The 20848-nt window shown below is 62.3% G+C and carries 19 protein-coding genes and 1 riboswitch; of the genes, 14 read left to right on the plus strand and 5 right to left on the minus strand.

The genetic code is table 11. The features are described 5' to 3' along the window. The first annotated feature begins 167 nt into the window (after window positions 1-167). The 4 genes from mtgA (at window position 168) to HT585_RS18140 (ending at window position 2634) form a co-directional block, all read left to right on the plus strand. Window positions 168-914, plus strand: coding sequence for a monofunctional biosynthetic peptidoglycan transglycosylase (mtgA, locus tag HT585_RS18125; RefSeq protein WP_176354523.1), 747 nt, complete (start codon window positions 168-170; stop codon window positions 912-914). A 74-nt stretch (window positions 915-988) separates the two neighbouring features. Further along, on the plus strand, window positions 989-1636 hold the full coding sequence (locus HT585_RS18130; RefSeq protein ID WP_176354309.1) for a glutathione S-transferase family protein: 648 nt from the start codon (window positions 989-991) through the stop codon (window positions 1634-1636). A 158-nt stretch (window positions 1637-1794) separates the two neighbouring features. Then, on the plus strand, window positions 1795-1980 hold the full coding sequence (rpmF, locus tag HT585_RS18135) for a 50S ribosomal protein L32 (protein WP_025425225.1): 186 nt from the start codon (window positions 1795-1797) through the stop codon (window positions 1978-1980). 252 nt (window positions 1981-2232) lie between these two features. Further along, a complete protein-coding gene (locus HT585_RS18140) occupies window positions 2233-2634 on the plus strand; it encodes a hypothetical protein (RefSeq protein ID WP_176354310.1) in 402 nt (133 codons plus the stop codon). Between the two features lie 60 nt (window positions 2635-2694). Here the strand turns inward: HT585_RS18140 and phaR are convergent, their stop codons facing one another. Beyond that, on the minus strand, window positions 2695-3273 hold the full coding sequence (gene phaR / locus HT585_RS18145; RefSeq protein ID WP_077500885.1) for a polyhydroxyalkanoate synthesis repressor PhaR: 579 nt from the start codon (window positions 3271-3273) through the stop codon (window positions 2695-2697). A 224-nt stretch (window positions 3274-3497) separates the two neighbouring features. Between phaR and HT585_RS18150 the strand changes: the two genes are divergently transcribed. From HT585_RS18150 to HT585_RS18185, 8 genes are all read left to right on the plus strand, one after another. Then, window positions 3498-4679 (plus strand): acetyl-CoA C-acetyltransferase, encoded by a 1182-nt coding sequence (locus HT585_RS18150; RefSeq protein WP_176354311.1) that lies wholly within the window; start codon window positions 3498-3500, stop codon window positions 4677-4679. Between the two features lie 31 nt (window positions 4680-4710). Further along, entirely contained in the window at window positions 4711-5022 is a 312-nt protein-coding gene (locus tag HT585_RS18155; RefSeq protein ID WP_176354312.1) for a hypothetical protein, read from the plus strand. A gap of 46 nt (window positions 5023-5068) precedes the next feature. Continuing rightward, window positions 5069-5794, plus strand: a complete 726-nt coding sequence (gene phbB / locus HT585_RS18160; protein WP_176354313.1) for a beta-ketoacyl-ACP reductase — start codon at window positions 5069-5071, stop codon at window positions 5792-5794. Window positions 5795-6480: 686 nt separating this feature from the next. Continuing rightward, on the plus strand, window positions 6481-9501 hold the full coding sequence (locus HT585_RS18165) for a helicase-related protein (protein WP_176354314.1): 3021 nt from the start codon (window positions 6481-6483) through the stop codon (window positions 9499-9501). 7 nt (window positions 9502-9508) lie between these two features. Beyond that, window positions 9509-9922 carry an RNA-binding S4 domain-containing protein gene (locus tag HT585_RS18170; protein ID WP_176354315.1) on the plus strand — a complete coding sequence of 138 codons (414 nt, stop codon included), beginning with the start codon at window positions 9509-9511 and terminating at the stop codon, window positions 9920-9922. 201 nt (window positions 9923-10123) lie between these two features. Further along, a complete protein-coding gene (gene fdxA / locus HT585_RS18175; RefSeq protein ID WP_025425217.1) occupies window positions 10124-10462 on the plus strand; it encodes a ferredoxin FdxA in 339 nt (112 codons plus the stop codon). Between the two features lie 409 nt (window positions 10463-10871). Further along, window positions 10872-11441 carry a CarD family transcriptional regulator gene (locus tag HT585_RS18180; protein ID WP_025425216.1) on the plus strand — a complete coding sequence of 190 codons (570 nt, stop codon included), beginning with the start codon at window positions 10872-10874 and terminating at the stop codon, window positions 11439-11441. Window positions 11442-11785: 344 nt separating this feature from the next. After that, window positions 11786-12652 carry an RNA polymerase factor sigma-32 gene (locus tag HT585_RS18185; RefSeq protein ID WP_176354316.1) on the plus strand — a complete coding sequence of 289 codons (867 nt, stop codon included), beginning with the start codon at window positions 11786-11788 and terminating at the stop codon, window positions 12650-12652. A gap of 174 nt (window positions 12653-12826) precedes the next feature. On the opposite strand, the gene HT585_RS18190 is transcribed toward HT585_RS18185, so the two are convergent. The 4 genes from HT585_RS18190 to thiB all read right to left on the minus strand — a co-directional run bounded on the left by HT585_RS18190 (window position 12827) and on the right by thiB (window position 18009). Further along, complete coding sequence (locus tag HT585_RS18190; RefSeq protein ID WP_176354317.1) at window positions 12827-14338, minus strand: M48 family metalloprotease; 1512 nt, start codon at window positions 14336-14338, stop codon at window positions 12827-12829. Window positions 14339-14631: 293 nt separating this feature from the next. Next, window positions 14632-15348 carry a thiamine ABC transporter ATP-binding protein gene (locus HT585_RS18195; protein WP_176354318.1) on the minus strand — a complete coding sequence of 239 codons (717 nt, stop codon included), beginning with the start codon at window positions 15346-15348 and terminating at the stop codon, window positions 14632-14634. After that, entirely contained in the window at window positions 15345-16949 is a 1605-nt protein-coding gene (thiP, locus tag HT585_RS18200; protein WP_176354524.1) for a thiamine/thiamine pyrophosphate ABC transporter permease ThiP, read from the minus strand. The genes HT585_RS18195 and thiP overlap by 4 nt, the downstream gene beginning before the upstream one ends. A 31-nt stretch (window positions 16950-16980) precedes the next feature. Beyond that, on the minus strand, window positions 16981-18009 hold the full coding sequence (gene thiB / locus HT585_RS18205; protein WP_176354319.1) for a thiamine ABC transporter substrate binding subunit: 1029 nt from the start codon (window positions 18007-18009) through the stop codon (window positions 16981-16983). 49 nt (window positions 18010-18058) lie between these two features. Next, window positions 18059-18176, minus strand: a riboswitch (TPP riboswitch). Between the two features lie 176 nt (window positions 18177-18352). Between thiB and HT585_RS18210 the strand changes: the two genes are divergently transcribed. Together HT585_RS18210 and HT585_RS18215 are read left to right on the plus strand one after the other, a co-directional pair. Further along, window positions 18353-19003: a thiamine diphosphokinase gene (locus tag HT585_RS18210; RefSeq protein ID WP_176354320.1), complete on the plus strand. Its 651-nt coding sequence runs from the start codon at window positions 18353-18355 to the stop codon at window positions 19001-19003. Between the two features lie 3 nt (window positions 19004-19006). Continuing rightward, window positions 19007-20833, plus strand: a complete 1827-nt coding sequence (locus tag HT585_RS18215) for an ABC-F family ATP-binding cassette domain-containing protein (protein WP_176354321.1) — start codon at window positions 19007-19009, stop codon at window positions 20831-20833. Window positions 20834-20848 lie beyond the last annotated feature (15 nt).

The following is a 20848-nucleotide window of genomic DNA, read 5'->3' on the forward strand; positions in this document are numbered from 1 at the left end:
CTCTTTGGCATGGGCGAAAGGCGCTTTCAACGGGCTTTCGTGTCGCGGGGTCGCGCTTTGTCGAGGACAGAGCTGTGAGTGCCTTGCCTTTTGCCAGAAAGCCCGTTCAACTTTGTGAGCCCATGCACTAAGAGAAACGGATGGACAGAGAGGTGGACAGTCAGGCCGTGGACATCGTTCCCGAGGCGCGAGAGGAGGGCGATATGCCCGCCAGTCGTTGGTCGTCCCTCCGTCGGACGTGGCGTCTGCATCGCCGTCGCATCGTTCTTGCCGTTGTCGGCCTCGTGCTTCTGCCCTACGCGCTGATTGCGCTCTACCTCATCGACTTCATTCGCCCGGTCTCGACGCTGATGCTGCGCGACCTCGTGCTTTTGCGCGGCTATGACCGGCAGTGGGTCGAGTTCGACCAGATCGCGCCGGTCTTGGTGCAATCGGTGATGATGTCGGAGGACGGCCAGTTCTGCATCCACGACGGTGTCGACTGGGGGCAGATGCGCGGCGTGGTCGAGGATGCGCTCGAGGGGGAATCGACGCGCGGCGCCAGCACTATCCCGATGCAGACGGTGAAGAACCTGTTTCTCTGGAACGGCCGCTCTTTCGTGCGCAAGGCGATGGAACTGCCGCTTGCGATCGTCGCCGACTTCGTCTGGAGCAAGCGGCGGATGATGGAGATCTATCTGAACGTCGCCGAGTGGGGTGATGGCATCTACGGTATCGAGGCGGCCGCGCGTCATCATTTCGGTGTTTCCGCCGCCAAGCTTTCGCGTCGGCAGGCCGCACTTCTTGCCGTTTCGCTGCCCAACCCGAAAGAGCGCAATGCCGGAAAACCGGGGCGCGGCCTGAAGCGTCTGGCATCGCTGATCGAGCGCCGGGCCAGCCGGTCGGGTGGATACATCACCTGCCTTTATGATTGAGATGACGTCTATTCATTGGTCCTGATGTTCGCCTTGGCTTAAGGGTTGCGGCAGAAGCGCAGGGAGACCCAATGATGGACAAGCTCGTCCTTTACGTCGGTAACAAGAACTATTCGTCCTGGTCGTTGCGGCCGTGGCTGGCGCTGGAGGCTGCCGGCATTGCCTTCGACGACGTGGTGATTCCCTTCGATTTTGCCGCCGGGAACCCGAAGCTGCGGGAAATTTCGCCGACTGGTCGCGTGCCGCTTCTCATCTATGGCGACACGAAGATCTGGGAATCGCTGGCGATCATCGAATATGTCGCCGAACTGTTTCCCGAGGCGGGTCTCTGGCCGTCAGACCAGCAGGACCGGGCGCGGGCGCGCAGCTATGCCTGCGAGATGCTGTCCGGATTCCGCGCCTTGCGTAGCGCCTGCCCGATGAACATTCGCCGAAAGAAGCAGGCGCTGGTTGTTTCCGACGAGGTGCGCGCTGACGTCGCGCGGATAGAAACGATCTGGGCGGAGGCGCTGGCGCGCTCCGGCGGCCCGTTCCTGTTCGGGTCGTTTACGGCGGCCGATGCGATGTACGCGCCTGTGGTTAACCGCTTCGACGTCTACAATCTCGTTCGCGAGCCCACGACTTTGGAGTATATGGAGCGGGTAAAGGTGCATCCGGCGTTCCGGAAATGGGAAACGGCCGCACGAGCGGAGCCGTGGATCGTTGCCGAGGACGAAGTTTGATTCGACTTCCTCGAACGAGGAGTCGAAAAATTGCGCTCGGGGACTGGTCAAGCGGCAGTTCGCCATGTATAAGCGCGCCAAATTTCCGTGATTAACATCTGTTTTATACGGCCATTTCGGCTGCTGAACAGTGTTTTGCCCGATAAGTGGAGAATGAAATGGCTGTACCTAAAAGAAAAACGAGCCCGTCCAAGCGTGGCATGCGCCGTTCTGCCGACGCCCTGAAGACGCCGACCTACATCGAAGACAAGAACTCCGGTGAACTGCGTCGTCCGCACCACATCGACCTGAAGACCGGCATGTACCGTGGTCGCCAGGTTCTGACCCCGAAGGAAAGCGCATAAGCGCTGACATTGGCGGACCGAGTTAAAGGGCTGGCTTTGCCAGCCCTTTTCTTTTGCGGGGTCTGACACCGTCTCGACGGAGAGGTTGGGTTACACCGATACCGGTTGGTTCTGCAGCGCCGCGCGCCCGTTCAGGCGGGCAAAGGTCGCTGTGGCACGTTGATCTGCTGCAGCATGCAGCAAGCGAGCTGGTGATCTCGGGCGTCACGGGGCGCATGGCGATCACGCATCGAAGAGGGAGCGCATTTTTCCATGCTTGCCGCCATTCCATTGCTGATCCTGCCCTTTGCCATCTACAATCTTGCCATGCTCGGCCTCTTCGGCGGCACGGCCGGCCTTGATGCCGGCGTGATGTCGCTGTCGATGCTCTCCGGTGCCACATGGGCCATGAGCTTCGGCGACCTCCTGATCGTCGTGGCATTGCTTCTGCTTTTCGTGGAAATTCTCAAAGCCACCCGCACCGGCACGCGCGCGCTGATGGACCATCTGCTATCGATGGTGCTGTTCATCGCGTTCCTGGTCGAGTTCCTGCTGGTCGCACCTGCGGCAACCCAGATCTTCTTCATCCTGATGACGATCAGCTTCATCGACGTCATCGCCGGTTTCTCCGTGTCGATGCGCTCGGCCGGCCGGGATGTCTCGATCGGTCTTTGAAGTACACTGAGGAACGTTACGCCGCGCCTCGATGAGGATCGCGGCGTTGTCGCGACCGGCTTAGCCGAGATTGTCGAGCTTGGTCTGAAGGGCGCGCAATTGCTCCTTCAGTTCGTCGATATCCTTGGCTTCAGCCTTCTTGGTTTCCTTGACCGGAGGTGAAGCGATGAACGGCGAAAACATCTGCATCGCCTGATGGAACATCTCGGTGTTGCGGCGAACCTGTTCTTCGACCAGTTGCAGCGGGGCCTGCAGGTTCTTGCCAAGCGGTGTGTCGCCGAAGGCCTTGTTGATCTGCTCGCGCATCTGCACCTGCTGCTCGGTAAAGGCCTGCATCGAGTGCTCGAGATAGCTCGGCACGACCATCTGCATCTGGTCGCCATAGAACGAAATCAGCTGGCGCAGGAACGAGATCGGCAGCAGCGTGTTGCCGGTCTTGGATTCCTGCTCGAAGATGATCTGCGTCAGGACCGAATGGGTGATGTCTTCGCCTGATTTGGCGTCCTGTACGGTAAATTCGTCGCCCTTCTTCACCATCACTGCCAGGTCGTCGAGCGTGACGTAGGTGCTGGTCCCGGTGTTGTAGAGCCGCCGGTTCGCATATTTCTTGATTACGATCTGGCCGTCGTTCTTCGCCATCAGGCTCTCCTCAATTACCCGCGGTCCGTCTTTTTCTACTTTTCAGAGTATCCGCAAACGAATGCCGCTGACAATGTCTTTGTGCGATGCGACGACGCAAGTGCGAAAACTCACAGTCGGCAGCGCATGACGGTTTTGCGGCGGTGCATCAAGGCGTTTGACTTGCGCTCCGCGCTTTGCCAGTCTGCTGTCGAACCGCCAAGAAAAGCTGAGGAAACGTCCCCATGAGCAATCCCTCCATCGTGATCGCCAGCGCGGCCCGCACCGCCGTCGGATCCTTCAACGGTGCCTTTGGCAACACGCCGGCCCATGAGCTTGGCGCCGCCGTCATCAAGGCTGTGCTCGAACGCGCCGGCGTCGAGGCGAGCGAGGTCGACGAGGTGATCCTGGGCCAAGTGCTGCAGGCCGGCGAAGGCCAGAACCCTGCCCGCCAGGCCGCGATGAAGGCGGGCATTCCACCGGAAAAAACCGCCTGGGGCATGAACCAGCTCTGTGGCTCGGGCCTGCGCGCCGTCGCCCTTGGAATGCAACAGATCGCCAATGGCGATGCCGATATCATCATTGCCGGTGGCATGGAATCGATGTCGATGGCGCCGCACTGCTCGCACCTGCGCGGTGGGGTGAAGATGGGCGACTTCAAGATGGTCGACACGATGATCAAGGATGGCCTGACGGACGCCTTCTACGGCTACCACATGGGCATCACCGCGGAGAATGTCGCGCGCCAGTGGCAGCTGACCCGCGAGGAGCAGGATCAGTTTGCGCTCGCCTCGCAGAACAAGGCTGAGGCCGCGCAGAAGGCGGGCCGCTTTGCCGACGAGATCGTTCCCTTCGTGGTCAAGGGCCGCAAGGGCGATGTCGTCGTCGACCAGGACGAATATATCCGCCATGGCGCGACGCTCGACCAGATGACCAAGCTGCGCCCGGCCTTCGACAAGGAAGGGACAGTCACCGCCGCAAACGCGTCGGGTCTCAATGACGGTGCCGCCGCCACCCTGCTGATGACCGAAGCAGAGGCCGCCAAGCGCGGTATCAAGCCGCTCGCGCGCATCGTTTCCTGGGCAACGGCCGGCGTCGATCCGCAGGTGATGGGTACGGGCCCGATCCCGGCTTCGCGCAAGGCGCTGGAGAAGGCCGGTTGGGCAATCGGCGACGTCGAGCTCGTCGAAGCCAACGAAGCCTTCGCGGCGCAGGCCTGCGCGGTCAACAAAGACCTCGGCTGGGATCCGGCGATCGTCAACGTCAACGGCGGCGCGATTGCAATCGGCCATCCGATCGGCGCGTCAGGCGCCCGTGTTCTCAACACGCTGCTGTTCGAGATGAAGCGCCGCGGCGTTTCCAAGGGGCTGGCGACCTTGTGCATTGGCGGCGGCATGGGCGTCGCTATGTGCGTCGAGCGCCTCTGACCGGCCCGGCCTCATGCGCCATGTGAGCGGATTGATCCTTTCAGTCCTGTTCGTCGCTTCTTCGACGGCGCATGCGCGTGCGACATCGTCGCCGTTCGAACAGGCCAGGGTGGTCCAGTGCATGCTGGACCACCCGACGGCCGATGACGAAACCGTTTTCAAGAACCTGATTGTCGCTGCCCTCAACGACGAGAGCGACAGCGTCAAATCGCATATCGTTCAGGTGAGCAGCATCATGATGAACCTCGCGCTCACCAAGTGCGAGGTCGGAATGTCCATGCTTGCCGATCCGCAGTTTCAGGCCGCGGCCGCGACCTACGGGCAGCATCTGGGCGAAAATTGATGAAAAATGCCTTTGATAAACTGAATTAATCACGTGGGAGGCGAACATGAGCAGGGTAGCATTGGTTACGGGCGGGTCACGCGGCATTGGCGCTGCGATTTCCATCGCGCTGAAGAATGCAGGATACAAGGTTGCTGCCAACTACGCCGGCAATGACGAGAAGGCAGAGGCCTTCAAGGCGGAGACCGGCATTCCGGTCTACAAATGGGACGTCTCCAACTATCAGTCCTGCGTCGAGGGCATCGCGAAGGTCGAAGCCGACCTCGGACCGATCGAGGTGCTCGTCAACAACGCCGGCATCACCCGCGACGCGATGTTCCACAAGATGACGCCGGAGCAATGGGGCGAGGTGATCAACACCAACCTGACCGGCCTGTTCAATATGACCCACCCGGTCTGGACCGGCATGCGCGACCGCAGCTTCGGGCGGGTGATCAACATTTCGTCGATCAATGGCCAGAAGGGCCAGATGGGACAGGCAAACTATTCCGCCGCCAAGGCCGGCGATCTCGGCTTTACCAAGGCGCTCTCCCAGGAAGGCGCTGCCAAGGGCATTACCGTCAACGCGATCTGCCCGGGTTACATCGGTACGGAAATGGTGCGGGCGATCCCGGAAAAGGTCCTCACCGAACGGATCATTCCGCAGATCCCCGTCGGTCGCCTCGGCGAGCCGGAGGAGATCGCGCGTTGCGTGGTTTTCCTCGCATCCGACGATGCCGGTTTCATCACCGGTTCGACGATCTCTGCCAACGGCGGTCAGTTTTTCGTCTGATCCGCGGATCGCTCACAGTTTCGACGGCGCTCCCGCGGGAGCGCCGTTTTGTTTTTCAGCGCTACCGCATGCGACGATGGAAGGTTAACGGCATGCAGGAATTCCATCCGGGATCGGCAGGAAATCGGTCCTGCGCCTGTTGCTCACTATGGTCCTGGATACTATATCTTGTGGAGAACAAAAATCGAACGCCAGGATGTCAACGATTCGTCGTCGATTCGTTCCGGCTTTGGTCGAAGTGTTAATGCAGCGATTCCCATTCCCTGAATCGGGCGATTCCGTCAGATTCTTCGGTTAAAATTTCCTAAACTTTCCAGAGTCTTGGATTCCGAATCCTTTGTCCCTTTTAACGCTTCGGCAGCAAAGATTAACGCCTGCCACACGCTCGGCACACCCTGTTGGCAAAGTGATTCAGCATCTGGTGCGACATTGGCAGTTGAAATCTATATGTAGCCGTGAACATACAGTGAATCGACTGGAGTCAGCGATTCGTCGCCGATTCGTTCCATGGCTGTTCCAGACCTTAATTTTGCGCCTCCAGATATGGTGGTGCGGGCCGGCGCTGATTTGCCGTGAAGCTGTTTTAGTTGCCTGCGCCCCTTGCGTTTGCTGCGGTGCGTGGGCATGTGTTTGCCGCCGGCGCTTCAAGGCGCCTCTTATGTTTCTGACTGCCCGGGATCGATGACGTGTCCGTTCACCCCATGATCCTGAGCGGCCGCGGTGTCACCGCGGTGCTCGGGCCAACCAATACCGGCAAGACGCATTATGCGATCGAGCGCATGATCGCGCACGACAGCGGCGTCATCGGGCTGCCGCTGCGCCTCTTGGCGCGCGAGGTCTATACGCGCCTGGTCGAAAAGGTCGGTCATCACAACGTCGCGCTGATCACCGGCGAGGAAAAGATCACCCCGCATCGTGCCCGCTATTCGGTCTGTACCGTCGAGGCGATGCCGCGCGAGACGACGGCATCTTTCGTCGCGATCGATGAAGTGCAGCTTGCCGGCGATCTGGAGCGTGGCCACATCTTCACCGACCGGCTGCTCTATCTGCGCGGTCGCGGCGAGACGCTGCTTTTGGGGGCTGCGACCATGCGGCCGATCCTCGAGCAGCTGTTGCCGGGCATCACCGTCGTCGAGCGCCCGCGCATGTCGCAACTGCTCTATGCCGGGTCGAAGAAGATCACCCGCCTGCCGCATCGCACGGCGATCGTCGCCTTTTCGGCCGACGAGGTCTATGCGATCGCCGAGCTGATCCGCCGCCAGCGCGGCGGTGCTGCCGTCGTGCTCGGCGCGCTGTCACCGCGCACGCGCAACGCTCAGGTCGCGCTCTACCAGGAAGGCGACGTCGAATTTCTGGTGGCGACCGATGCGATCGGTATGGGCCTGAACCTCGATGTCGACCATGTCGCCTTTGCGCAAGACCGCAAGTTCGACGGCTACCAGTTCCGAAACCTCAATCCGGCCGAGCTGGCGCAGATCGCCGGACGCGCCGGGCGGCATCTGCGCGATGGCACGTTTGGCGTTACCGGCCGGGTCGATCCGTTCGACAACGAACTGGTGCACCGCATCGAGGCGCATGAATTCGATCCGCTGAAGGTGCTGCAATGGCGCACCAAGGCGTTCGACTATGCGTCGCTTGCCGCCCTGAAGCGCAGCCTGGACGCCGCGCCGACAATTCCGGGGCTTGCGCGCGCACTACCTGCGGTGGATCAGCAGGCGCTCGAACATTTGTCCCGCTATCCCGAAGTGATGGATCTCGCGACCACACCGGACCGGGTGGAGAAATTGTGGGAAGTCTGCGCATTGCCGGATTATCGCCGCATTACACCGGCTCAACACGCCGATCTGATCTCCACGATCTATATTGATGTTGTCCGTCGGGGTGCCGTGAACGAGGATTTCATGGCAGAACAGGTCCGACGAGCGGATTTTACCGATGGCGAGATCGACACACTTTCGGCGCGAATCGCGCAGATCAGAACCTGGACCTATGTGTCGAACCGGCCCGGATGGCTTGCCGATCCGACACACTGGCAAGAAAAGACGCGGGAAATTGAAGATCGATTGTCCGACGCACTACATGAACGGTTGACGAAACGCTTTGTTGATCGCAGGACATCTGTGCTCATGAAGCGCCTGAGAGAGAATGCTATGCTGGAAGCTGAAATCAGTGTGAATGGTGACGTCTTCGTTGAAGGCCATCACGTAGGACAACTAACCGGTTTCCGGTTTACGCTGGCGACCGGCGGAGACGGACCGGACGCCAAGGCTGTGCAGGGTGCTGCGCAGAAGGCGCTGGCGCTCGAGTTCGAAGCGCGTGCGGCGCGTCTGCACGCCTCCGGCAATGGCGACCTTGCGCTGTCGTCCGACGGCCTTGTGCGTTGGCTCGGAGATCCCGTGGCCCGGCTGACCGCCAGCGACCACGTCATGCGTCCGCGTGTCATCCTGCTTGCCGATGAGCAGCTGCAGGCCAATGCGCGCGAGCATGTGGTTGCCCGCATCGAGCGCTTCGTGAACCATCATATCGGCACCGTGCTGAAGCCGCTCGACGATATCTCGCGCGCCGAGGATCTCGAAGGTCTCGCCAAGGGTCTTGCCTTCCAGCTCGTCGAAAATCTCGGCGTCTTGTTCCGCCGCGACGTCGCCGAAGAGGTGAAGTCTCTGGACCAGGACGGCCGCGCCTCCATCCGCAAGTATGGCGTCCGCTTCGGCGCCTACCACATCTTCCTGCCCGCTCTGTTGAAGCCGGCTCCGGCCGAGCTGATCACGCTGCTGTGGGCGTTGAAGAATGACGGCCTCGACAAGGCGGGCTACGGCGATCTGATCCCGATGCTGGCTGCCGGTCGCACGTCTGTTGTCACCGACCCCTCGTTCGAGCGGACTTTCTACAAGCTCGCGGGTTTCCGTTTCCTCGGCAAGCGTGCCGTTCGCATCGATATCCTCGAGCGTCTGGCGGATCTCATCCGTCCGTTGCTGCAGTGGAAGCCGGGTGCGCAGCCGCGTCCGGAAGGCGCCTATGACGGCCGGCGCTTTACCGCGACGACCTCGATGCTCTCCATTCTCGGCGCAACGCCTGACGATATGGAAGAAATCCTCAAGGGTCTTGGCTACCGCGCGGACAGCGTGAAGGCCGAAGACGCAGCCACGTTCCTGGCAAGCCAGGGCGGCGCTGTTGCCGCTCAGGCCGAGCCTGCTGCCGAAGTGGCTGCCGATCACGACGATGCGGATGCAAGCGCCGACGCCGAGCCGGCGGCCGAAGCTGAGGCGCCTGCCTCTGCGGAGCCTGTGGCCGTCGAAGGCGAAGCGGTTGCTGCTCATGCGCCTGCGGAAGACGGGGCCGAGGCTGTCGAAGCCAAGCCGGTACTCCTCTGGCGTCCGGGCACCCGCCAGGACAACCAGCGCCAAGGTGGCCGCCCTCAGGGCGATCAGCGCCGTGGCGGCGGTCAGCGCCAGGGGCACGGACAGGGACAAGCCCAGGGCGAGGGACGTGAAGGCGGCGGCCGCAAGGGCGGTGCACCGGCCCGCGGCAAACGCCACGACGGCAAGTCCGAGGGTGGCCAGCGTCAGGATCGCCATGATCGCCACGATCGTGGCGGCAAGCCCAACGCGGCCAAGTTCGAGGCCCGCCCGCCGCGCAAGGAGAAGCCGATCGATCCGGATTCGCCCTTTGCCAAGCTTGCTGCTCTCAAGGAGCAGATGAAGAAGTAGGACCGCCATGGAGAAACAGTCAGCGTCCAACCCGGCATCGCGCCAGCGTCTCGACAAATGGCTGTTCTTCACGCGCCTCATGAAATCCCGCTCGCTCGCCCAGAAGGCGATCGAGGCGGGGCACATCACCGTCAATGACGAACGGGTCAAGCAATCCTCTGCCCAGGTGAAGGCCGGCGATGTGCTTACCGTGTCTCTCGAGCGGCGCGACGTGATCGTGCGCGTGCTTGCCTCCGGCGATCGGCGCGGTCCCTACGAGGAAGCACGGCTTCTCTACGAGGACCTGACGCCCGCGCAGCCGCGGGAAAAGCTGTCTGCTTTCGATCTCGCCACGCGCGAGCCTGGGGCTGGGCGCCCGACCAAGAAGGAGCGGCGCGAAATCGACCGGCTGAAGCCCGGTTTCAATCCGCTCGACGATTAGAAAACTCTGCCTTCAGCGCGGCGTTTCGCGCATTGAATATTCTTGCAAAGGGTCCATAAAGCCTTTACCTGACAACCCACGTTGGGTGCATCGGTCCTGCTTCGGCAGCTATGCGCGCCGGACATTCCTAGCATGCGCGGACACGAGCATCACCATTGATTGCGGTCTGCCATCAAACGTGAGCCTTGGCTGGAGTACCTCATGACGTATGTCGTGACCGACAATTGCATTCGCTGCAAGTACATGGATTGCGTTGAAGTCTGCCCCGTGGACTGCTTCTACGAAGGCGAGAATTTTCTCGTCATTCATCCCGACGAATGCATCGATTGCGGCGTCTGCGAGCCGGAATGTCCTGCCGAGGCCATCAAGCCTGATACCGAGCCGGGCCTTGATATGTGGTTGAAAGTGAACGCTGATTTTGCCACCAAGTGGCCAAACGTGACCATCAAGCGCGATGCGATGCCGGAAGCCAAGGAAATGGATGGGGTCGAAGGCAAGTACGAGAAGTACTTCTCCGCCGAACCCGGCCAGGGCGATTGAGGCACCCGGTTCCGGCCCGCTGATCGGCGTGACGGAACCATGGCGAGCCCGGCGTCAAATCTGGGGAAAATCACGCTCTGCGCTCGCAGCTGCGAGAATGGCGGCTTGATGGCTGCCATGCAGCAAATTATTGATTTCCGCAGTTTTTTGTGATAGGGTCCTTCTACTGATCCACAGAGGGTGTTTTTGCGCGCCCGAAAACCTCACGAAAGCAAACGTTCTCCACACCGCGGCTTTTCAAGATACGCACCGTTGCGTTTCTCTTTTGTGACCGCGTTTGATGGGATTGTTTGCGTTCTTGGACGGACCAGGATGGACCCACCCGGCGGTATCCCCGTCTATCCCGGGCCTCACTGACCCGGCCCCGGCCAACAATGGCCGGGTGCGAAACAGGGAGTTTTTGAAACGAATGACGACCCAGCAGAAAAAATCTTCGACACGCCACGGCTTCAAGACCGGTGAATCGATTGTCTATCCGGCCCATGGCGTCGGACAGATTGTTGCTATCGAGGAGCAGGAAGTTGCCGGCATGAAGCTTGAGCTTTTTGTCATCGATTTCGAAAAGGACAAGATGCGCCTGAAGGTGCCGGTCGCCAAGGCCGTCAGCATCGGCATGCGCAAGCTCTCGGAGACCGATTTCGTCGATCGCGCGTTGAAGGTTGTGCAGGGCAAGGCTCGCGTCAAGCGGACCATGTGGTCGCGCCGCGCACAGGAATATGATGCCAAGATCAACTCCGGCGATCTGATCTCGATCGCAGAGGTTGTGCGCGATCTTTACCGCGCAGAAAACCAGCCGGAACAGTCCTATTCCGAACGCCAGCTCTATGAAGCTGCGCTCGACCGCATGGCGCGCGAAATCGCGGCCGTGAACAAGATGTCCGAGACCGAGGCCGTTCGCCTTGTCGAAGCCAATCTTAACAAGGGTCCGAAGCGCGGCAAGGCGATCGAAGAAGACGACGCACAGGACGAGGCAGCTTAAAGAGCGCCAGTCCCCACCACGACAAGACAAAGCCCGGCCATCGCGCCGGGCTTTTTCGTTTTCAGCGTCGTTGCTCGCAGCTTTCTCGTCCGGGCGAGGGAACTTTTCTCGCCGCCGCGCATTTACCGAAGCCGGCAGGGATGCGCCGCCTTCCTGCCGGGGCGATCTGGGCTCTGTGATCTCTTGTCAGAATTCAGCTTCGTAGTTTGGAAGTAGGGCGCCTCACCGTTTCTTCAAGTTTCGGTGTCGCCGCACACGCCGCCGCCGGCGCCGGTCGGGTTCTTCCGTCCGGCCCTTGGACTTCACCCGCAAGCGGCGTCCAGGCGCCCGCCATGGAGCGATCGATGAGGACTCTCACAGCAGACAGGCGCATGATCAAGATTGCGATGGAGGCACCTTATCTCGAGCGTGAAGAAGAGCACGCCCTGGCAAAGGCCTGGCGCAACGATCATGATCAGGATGCCCGCAACAAGATCGCCATGTCGCATATGCGACTGGTCATCTCCATGGCGGCAAAGTTCCGCAATTTCGGCCTGCCGATGGGCGACCTCGTCCAGGAGGGGCACATAGGCCTGCTCGAAGCCGCCGCACGCTTCGAACCCAGCCGCGAAGTCCGCTTCTCCACCTACGCCACCTGGTGGATCCGCGCCTCGATGCAGGACTACGTGCTGCGCAACTGGTCGATCGTTCGCGGTGGCACCAGTTCGGCGCAAAAGGCACTGTTCTTCAATCTTCGCCGGCTGCGCGCACGGCTGGCGCAAGGGGATCGTCAGCTCACATCGCAGGCTATGCATGAGGAAATCGCCGTGGCGCTCGGCGTCAGTATCGCCGATGTCCAGACCATGGATGCCCGCCTGTCCGGCAGCGACACGTCGCTGCAAGCACCCGTCGGCGGTCCGGATTCCGATGGGGGAGAGCGCCTGGACTTTCTTGCAAGCGATGCGCCCCTGCCTGACGAACAGGTCAGCGACATGATCGACGGAGAGCGTGCCCGCATCTGGCTCCATGACGCCATGGGTGCGCTGACCGAGCGCGAGATGAGGATTATCCGCGCACGGCGTCTGTCGGAAGAGGGTGCCACGCTGGAAGAACTCGGTCTCGACCTCGGGATCTCCAAGGAGCGGGTTCGCCAGATCGAAACGCGGGCACTTGAAAAGCTGCGCGCGGCACTGGCAACCAAGGCCCCAGCGCTGACATCCGTCGTGCACTGAGGCGTTTCCGGCAACTCGCCAGGCTGTTCTGCGTCAGAGACGGGTGGCGCGTGTGAGGCAAGGCTGGTGATTGCTGGACGCGAACGCATACGGCAATTTGCCCAGGGCAAATGCATCTTCCTTGCACAGACACAGAACAGCGTCGAACCGGAGATTGTGCGGCGCCATCGGCGTCTATTCGGAAATGATCTTGACCCGATCGCCTGGCTTGATCGTCGAGGTGACCTGCATGGCGTTGATCAGTCGGAACAGATCGAGCTTGCGGTCGGTGCCCATCATCCGGGCTGCCAGCGAGGCGATCGTTTCTCCGGGCTTGACCACGGCGACGCGGATACGCAGCGGCTTCAGGGACTGGGCTTCGGCTGGTGTCATCTTGCGGAAAGAAGTGCGCAGCTGGTTGGCTGTCGGCTCCAGCGCACGCGATCCCTTCGGAACGGCTGTCAGGAAGCGGTAGATGCGATTGTCGATGCGTACCACGGTGACGTCGAAGTCCCAGCGATCGGCGGACGCTCGCGCCGTTGCCGCCTCAAGGCCGTTGACGCTGATCGGGCGGATGGTGTCGGGCTGCAGGCCCGTTACCCAACCGCTGGCGATGTAGTCCGTCAGGCTCTTGCGGGCCGTGTCGGCAATGCCGTCGAACCGGACCGCCACGTCGCCGGGGCCCGTCGCCAGGACTGCCTCCGCCTTGTTGTCGATCTGGAAGCCAGGCGGCACATCGAAGCGGATGCCGAGCTGTCCGTGCATGAAGGTCTGGCCGCGGACATAGCCTTCCTGCGGACTGTCGCCATAAAGCAATCCGTCGATGCCGGCGAGATAATAATCGCGCCCGCGGTCACCGCTCGTGCCCTCGGCGCCAAAGGCCCGCGCGTGCCGGCGCGCGAGATCGACGCGCTGCGGCGCGTTCGGGTGACTCGAGAGGAAGTCGAGGCTCTGGTCGGCTTCCGGATCAACGGCGGAGAAGCGGCTGTAGGCCGCCATCGAATCGAGGAAGCGCGCCGCCGCATACGGGTCGTAGCCGGCTTCTCCGAGCATGCGCACGCCGATGACGTCGGCCTGGAGCTCCTGGTTGCGGGAGAAGGCGGCGAGCCGCAGCTTGCCGCGCGCCAGCGCCTGCTTGCCGGCGAGATCCGAGGACAACACTTCGGAGACGACGCGGCTGGCGATGACTTCCGCCTCCTCGCGTTGCTGGCGCTCGATGCCGTGATTGGCGGTGACGTGTGCCATTTCATGCGACAGCACGGCTGCAACTTCGGACGCGTCATTGGCGAGCGCTAGCAGGCCGCGGGTGACATAGAGATAGCCACCGGGCAGCGCAAAGGCGTTGATCGCCGGGGAATTGAGAATGGTGATGCGGTAGGACTGCTGCGGATTTTCCGAGACGGCCGTCAGCGCGCCGGCGATGCGGGCGACCAGCCGCTCCGTCTTTGCGTCCTTGTACTCCCCGCCATAGCTGGCGACGATGCGCGGATGTTCGCGCGCGCCGAGCTGGGCACGGGGGTCGTTCTTCTGGACTTCGTCGACGATCTGCGGATTGGAGGACGGCGATACGGTCGGCTCGTAGGTCTGCTCGATCACCGACTGGCAGGCGGAAAGCAGCGTTGTCGCAAGCAATGCAACCACAGCACGTGTCCGGAGGCCTCCGCGCTTGGGCGGGAACCGGTCGTTTCTGACTGTATGACTTTCCATGCCTCAGCCCGTTTCCCGTCCAACGCCACTCCACCATTCGAACTCGGTGGCGTTGAAAGTCTTACTTTTTCAGCCGGATAGGTTCGATCCGGCACGCGTATTCCAGCCCAGGTCTTGCTGTATCTATTTCAGCGCCACCTGCCTAGTTTACCCCCACAGAAATAGTTGCCCCGTGGTATCACGGCAACGGATACGCGAATATTCGTGCCTCTTGCGCCGGATAATCCGCGCGTCGCATGGCGCGGCGGTCAAATTGTGGCGAAGTGCCGCGTACGTCACGATTCTAAGCCGCATTACTCGTTGCCGAGAAAGCGGTTGATCGCCGCCACGTCGCGCCGCTCGAGGAAGCGTTCGACTGGATCATGGGCGATGATACGCCCCTGGTCCAGAAAAAGCACGCTATCGGCCAGCGCCCTCACGTCATCGGGATGGTGCGTGATCATCAGGATCGTGTTGTTTTCCTGCTCGTGGAGGTCACGCAACAGTGCGCGCATGCCTGATCTCATGCCGGGATCGAGGGCGGCAAATGGCTCGTCCAGCAAAAGCAGTGGGCGATGTCGAACCAGAGCGCGGGCCAGCGCCACACGCTGACGTTCGCCGCCCGACAGCGTCGAGGGCAGACGCTTGCCGAAACGGTCGAGCCCGACGCGGCCAAGGGCATCATCGATCCGCACCCGATCACCCGTGGAAAGGCGAAGCGAGGGGCTGATGCCGAAGCCGACATTCGTGGCAATGTCTAGATGTGCAAACAGGTTGTTGTCCTGGAAGATGACGGATACCGGCCGTTCCGACGGTGCCTGTCCCGACATCGTCTTGCCGAGAATGCGAACCTCGCCCCGATCCGGCTCCTCGAAGCCGGCGATGACGTGGAAGAGCGTCGACTTTCCGGAGCCGGACGCGCCGGCAACGGCGACGATGCCGCCTGACGCAACGGCGCAGTCGAAATGAAGCGCTGTCGTGTCATAGAGGATATCGACGCCGACGAGCTCGACCGCGTTTTCCGGATTCATGCGTTACGTCCTTCCGGCACGCGCCTGTCGCCGGCCGTGCCGAGCATGGTGAAGATCAGGCAGAGCAAGCCGAGGAACAGCGCCAGCCCGGCTGCATCGGCGGTGCGATAGCTGCCCATCCGGCTATAGAGCAGCCACGGCAGCGTGACCATGTCCTGCGAGCCGAACAGAGCCACGGCGCCGAGGTCGCCGAGCGATAGCGCCATGGCGAACGAAAAGGCCATCAGCAGGGGTTTTTTGAGCGCCGGCAGATCGATCCATCGCAGGCGCTGGAAGCCGCGGATGCCGAGGCTTGCCGTCAGCCGGTCGGTGCGCGCCGCATGGGTTGCCATCGCCGGAGCCAGGATGCGATGGACGAAGGGCAACGCCATCAAGGCATTGATGGCAACGACGATGGCGGGGGCAAACCGGGCGACATCGCCGAAGGGGCGCAGAAGCAGGAACCAGCCCGCTCCAAGCACGACCGGCGGCACGAGCAGAACCAGCGAGGAGCTGGCCGTGACCGCGCCTGCGAAGGCCCTTGCAACGGGCGGGACGTGGCGGCGCGCGGTCGCGGTGCCTGCGGCCCGGATCATTGCAGTGGCGATACCGACACAAAGCAATGCCGAGCCGACGGCGATGGCGATACTTGTAAGAAGGGCGCGACGCACGGTCGGATCGCCCGCCAGCTTCATCAGGTCGGCGCGCAGGCCTGAACCGACAACGGCGGTCAGTGGCGCACCGATGAAGACGAGCGCGAACAGGATCCAGCCGGTATCGGACAGGCCGGAGAGGCCGGTTTCTGCATCGTACCGCCTTGAGGCTCGACCGCCGGTGACGCTTTGCGCCGGCTCCGTCGCGACACGGGCGAGGACCAGGAGCAGCGCGCCGGTCATGACGATCTGCAGGGCAGAGAGGGCAATCGCCCTCTGAGGATCGAAATCGAAGCGCAGCGCCTGGTAGATCGCCACCTCGATGGTGCTGGCGGCAGGTCCGCCACCGAGTGTCAAAACCAGCGTAAAGCTGGTGGCGCAGAGCATGAAAACGAGGCCGGCGGCCCCCGGCAGCAGTCCGCGAAGGACAGGCCATTCGACAAAACGAAAGAGGGCGGCGGGCGGCATGCCGAGATTGGCGGCGGTCCGCCAATATTCCGAGGGGATGCGTTCGAGCCCTGCGAGAAAGAGGCGTGCGACCAGCGGCATGTTGAAGAAGACGTGGGCAAGCAGGATGCCGAAGAGGCCGTAGATGCTGACGGGCTGCTTGAGCCCGAGCCCGGCCAGAGCCGTGTTGAGCACACCCTGCCGGCCCCAGATCTCGATCAAGCCCAAGGCGCCGACCAGAACAGGAAGGCCGAGCGGCAGGGCCATGAGCCGCAGCACCCAGACGCGGCCGGGAAAGGTCGCCCGACGCGCCAGTGCGCGGGCGATCGGAATGGCGAGCGCAACGGAGAGCAGGGTCGAAAGGCTCGCCTGCAGCAATGTGAAGCGCGTGACCCGCCAGATATAGGCATCGAACAGCGCGTCGTCGCCGAAGTCGCCGCTCTGAAAGAGAAGCGCTGTAATCGCCAGGCAGACGAACAGAAGGATGCCGCCGAGGCCGAAGGCCCCGGCGGTGATCGTGATCCTGTTTTCGGCCGGTGCGAACAAGCGCGCCTCAGTTCTTGCTCATGGCCGCGAGCCATTCGTCGATCCAGGCCTTGCGGTTTGCCGCCACCTCTTCCGACGGCAGCAGGAAGGTCTTTGCCGGATTGACCAGCTTGCCGAAGGCGTCGGGCAGCGGCTCCTTGGTGGCCGCGACAGGCATCATCCAGTTGGTGGTCGGGATGATCGACTGGAACTCCGGTCCGGTCATAAAGCCGAGAAACTCTTTGGCGAGCTCTGGCTCCTTGGCGCTCTTGGTCATGCCGGCGACTTCGATCTGGATGTAATGGCCTTCCGAAAATTCGGCCGCCTGGTAACGGTCGGTGTTCTCAGCCACCATGTGGTAGGCGGGAGACGTGGTGTAGGAGAGCACCATCGGCGCTTCACCCTTGGTGAAGAGGCCATAGGCTTCCGACCAGCCGGGTGTCACGGTCAGAACCCGGTCCTTGAGCTTGGCCCAGGCGGCACCAGCTTCGTCGCCATAGACGGCCTTGACCCACAGAAGCAGACCGAGGCCCGGCGTCGATGTGCGCGGATCCTCGATGACGATTTTCTGCGAGGGGTTGCCTTCGACCAGGTCCTTGAGGCTCTTCGGCGGCGTCTTCAGGGTCTCAGTGTCGTAGACCACGGCGAAATGGCCGTAATCATAGGGAAGGAAGGTATCGTCGGTGAAGTCGCCCGGAACCTTGACGTTTGCCGCTTGGATGCCGTGCGGCGCGAAGAAGCCGGTGGCCTTGGCCTCGGCGACGAGGTTGGTGTCGAGGCCAAGCACGATGTCGGCCTTGGAGGCTGCACCTTCAAGCTTGAGGCGGGTCAGAAGCTCGACGCCATCGGCGACGCCGACATAGCTGACCTTGCATTCGCAGGTCTTTTCGAAGGCTTCGGCGACCTTGGCGCCCGGGCCCCATTCGGTGATGAAGCTTTCATAGGTGTAGACGGTCAGCGTCTTGTCGGCTGCGACAGCCCCGGTTGTGAAAACCAGGCCGGCAGCAGCGGTGAGCGCTAGCCGGCTAAGGAGCTTCAGTTGCGGAAAATTGGACATGGCAGGCACCTCTCCCTAAAAATGATATTGCACGGGAAAAGGGCGTATCGATCCGATCGCGTCTAATCCCTCCGCCGGTATGAGCCGGATCAGGTTCCGCGGGTTGGCGTTAAACGCCTCTCAGCCTTCGGCCAGCATGTGGTCGGAAGGCACCCCGTTAGAGCGGGTAGAGATTTACCGCCGCGACGGTTTGATGGCAAGCGAAGTTTGAACGCTGGCATCCTGCAGTCCGACGCTCGCGATGCTGCGAAGCCTGATGACATCAGCGCAAAATCACCGGATCGCCCCGTCGTTCGGTTTTCTTGCTTTTCCTTGGCCGTGCCTTTGCGCTATGGGCTTTGCCATGGCCCGATCCACCTTCACCATTCTGCTCGGCGGTGCGCTCACCCCCACCGATCGCCTTGCGCGCCAGCTTGCAGGCAGCCGCTTCGTTGCGGCCGATGGCGGCATGCGGCATGCGCGCACCCTGTCGGTGACGCCCGACGTCTGGGTCGGCGATTTCGACTCGACCGAGGAGACGCTGCTTGCCGAGTTTCCCGGCGTCCCGCGCGAACCCTATCCCGCCGCCAAGGCGGCGACCGATGGTGAAATCGCCGTCGAGGCCGCGGTTTTGCGCGGTGCGGGAGCCCTGATCTTTGCCGGTGCGCTCGGCGGGTCCCGCAGCGACCATGCCTTCCTGCACCTGCTTCAGGCCGTTTCGCTCGCCGAGCGCGGGTTGCCGGTGTTCATGACGTCGGGCGAGGAAGAGGCCTATCCGTTGCTTGCAGGCGAGATCGATATCGATCTGCCTAAGGGCAGCCTGTTCTCGATCCTCGGCCTGACCGATCTTTTCGGCCTGACGATCGTCAATGCGCGTTACCCGCTCACCGATTTCACCTTGCCGTTCGGGTCCTCCCGAACCGTTTCCAATGTTGCGGAGGGTCCCCTTCGCATTTCCCTCGACACCGGCCGGGCGATCGTTCTCGCTCGCCCCTATGACCTTTCCGGAGCCTGAGCCTTGGCGCCTCCCATTTTGAAACTCGACGATATCTTCCTGACCTACGGGGGCACGCCGCTTCTGGCCGGCGCCAACCTGCAGGTGGAGCCGGGAGACCGCATCTGCCTTGTCGGGCGCAACGGCTCCGGCAAATCGACGCTGATGAAGATCGCCGCCGGTCTTGCCGAGGCGCAATCGGGCGAGGTGTTCCGCCATCCGTCCTCGACGGTGCGCTACCTGCCGCAGGCGCCGGATTTCGAAGGCTACGACACGGTGCAGGCCTATGCCGAATCGGGCCTCGGCCCGAGCGATGACCCCTACCGTGTCGCCTATCTGCTGCAGCATCTGGGTCTGACCGGCGAGGAGGATCCGACGCGGCTTTCCGGCGGCGAGGCGCGGCGTGCAGCTCTTGCCCGGGTGATGGCGCCGGAGCCGGACATTCTTCTGCTCGACGAGCCGACCAACCATCTCGACCTGCCGACGATCGAATGGCTCGAAGACGAGTTGACCCGCAGCCGCTCCGCCCTGGTGCTGATCTCGCACGACAGGCGGTTCCTGGAAAAGGTATCGACCGCGACGGTCTGGCTCGACCGCGGCCAGTCGCGCCGGCTCGACCGGGGCTTTGGCCATTTCGAGGCCTGGCGCGACGAGGTGCTGGAGGCCGAAGAACTGGAGCAGCACAAGCTCGGCAAGGCGATCGAGCGCGAGGAGCACTGGCTGCGTTACGGCGTGACCGCCAGGCGCAAGCGCAACATGCGCCGCCTCGGCGAGTTGCAGGACATGCGCTCGCGTCACCGCGGCCATAAGGGGCCGCAGGGCTCCGTCCAGGCGAGCGCGTCCGACGCCAAGGAATCGGGCAAGCTGGTCATCGAGGCGGAAAAGATCACCAAGGTCTATGGCGATCGCACGATCGTCGCGCCGTTTTCGATCCGCGTGCATCGCGGCGACCGGATCGGCCTAGTCGGGCCGAACGGCGCCGGCAAGACCACGCTGTTGAAGATGCTGACCGGCCAGATCGAGCCGGATACCGGCACGGTGAAGCTCGGCACCAATCTTGAAATGGCGACGCTCGACCAGAAGCGCGAGGATCTGAACCTCGAGGATACGCTCGCGCATTACCTGACCGACGGGCGCGGCGAAAGCCTGATCGTCAACGGCGAGCAGCGCCATGTCACCGGCTACATGAAGGACTTCCTGTTCCAGCCGGAGCAGGCCCGCACGCCCATTCGCGAGCTTTCGGGCGGCGAGCGTGCGCGGCTGATGCTGGCGCGCATTCTTGCCCGCGCTACCAACCTCTTGATCCTCGACGAGCCGACCAACGACCTCGATATCGAGACGCTCGACCTACTGCAGGAGGTCGTTGCCGGATTTGCCGGAACCGTCATTCTCGTCAGCCACGATCGTGACTTCCTCGACCGCACCGTCAGCTCGACCATCGCGCCAGGCAATCCGGAAGCGCCTGATGGTCGCTGGATCGAATATGCCGGCGGCTACACCGACATGATGGCGCAGCGCAAGGGCGCCATCGAGGAACGCCGCAAGGCCGAGAAGGCGGAAAAGGCGAAGGTGTCCGACGCTGCGGCCCCTGCAGGCGAAACGTCGAAGGCCAAGGGCAAGCTGTCCTACAAGCAGAAATTCGCGCTCGAAAACCTGCCGAAGGAGATCGCCAAGGCGGAAGCGGAAGCTGCCAAGCGCGAGGAACGGATGGCCGATCCCAATCTCTTCGCCAAGGATCCGAACACGTTTGCGAAGCTGGCGCAGGAGTTGGAGAAGCTTCGCGGCGATCTCGCGCGGATGGAAGAGGAATGGCTGGAGCTGGAGATGCTGCGCGAGGAGCTCGAGGGCTGAGCCTCGCCGGCTCCC

This window comes from Ensifer oleiphilus (assembly GCF_013371465.1).
Lineage (GTDB): Bacteria > Pseudomonadota > Alphaproteobacteria > Rhizobiales > Rhizobiaceae > Ensifer > Ensifer oleiphilus.

Excerpts from the sequence above, each read along its gene's own strand:
- HT585_RS18130 (WP_176354309.1), top strand. The coding sequence starts at position 989 with ATGGACAAGCTCGTCCTTTACGTCGGTAACAAGAACTATTCGTCCTGG.
- rpmF (WP_025425225.1), top strand. The coding sequence starts at position 1,795 with ATGGCTGTACCTAAAAGAAAAACGAGCCCGTCCAAGCGTGGCATGCGC.
- HT585_RS18140 (WP_176354310.1), top strand. The coding sequence starts at position 2,233 with ATGCTTGCCGCCATTCCATTGCTGATCCTGCCCTTTGCCATCTACAAT.
- phaR (WP_077500885.1), bottom strand. The coding sequence starts at position 3,273 with ATGGCGAAGAACGACGGCCAGATCGTAATCAAGAAATATGCGAACCGG.
- HT585_RS18150 (WP_176354311.1), top strand. The coding sequence starts at position 3,498 with ATGAGCAATCCCTCCATCGTGATCGCCAGCGCGGCCCGCACCGCCGTC.
- phbB (WP_176354313.1), top strand. The coding sequence starts at position 5,069 with ATGAGCAGGGTAGCATTGGTTACGGGCGGGTCACGCGGCATTGGCGCT.
- HT585_RS18170 (WP_176354315.1), top strand. The coding sequence starts at position 9,509 with ATGGAGAAACAGTCAGCGTCCAACCCGGCATCGCGCCAGCGTCTCGAC.
- fdxA (WP_025425217.1), top strand. The coding sequence starts at position 10,124 with ATGACGTATGTCGTGACCGACAATTGCATTCGCTGCAAGTACATGGAT.
- HT585_RS18180 (WP_025425216.1), top strand. The coding sequence starts at position 10,872 with ATGACGACCCAGCAGAAAAAATCTTCGACACGCCACGGCTTCAAGACC.
- HT585_RS18185 (WP_176354316.1), top strand. The coding sequence starts at position 11,786 with ATGAGGACTCTCACAGCAGACAGGCGCATGATCAAGATTGCGATGGAG.
- HT585_RS18190 (WP_176354317.1), bottom strand. The coding sequence starts at position 14,338 with ATGGAAAGTCATACAGTCAGAAACGACCGGTTCCCGCCCAAGCGCGGA.
- HT585_RS18195 (WP_176354318.1), bottom strand. The coding sequence starts at position 15,348 with ATGAATCCGGAAAACGCGGTCGAGCTCGTCGGCGTCGATATCCTCTAT.
- thiB (WP_176354319.1), bottom strand. The coding sequence starts at position 18,009 with ATGTCCAATTTTCCGCAACTGAAGCTCCTTAGCCGGCTAGCGCTCACC.
- HT585_RS18210 (WP_176354320.1), top strand. The coding sequence starts at position 18,353 with ATGGCCCGATCCACCTTCACCATTCTGCTCGGCGGTGCGCTCACCCCC.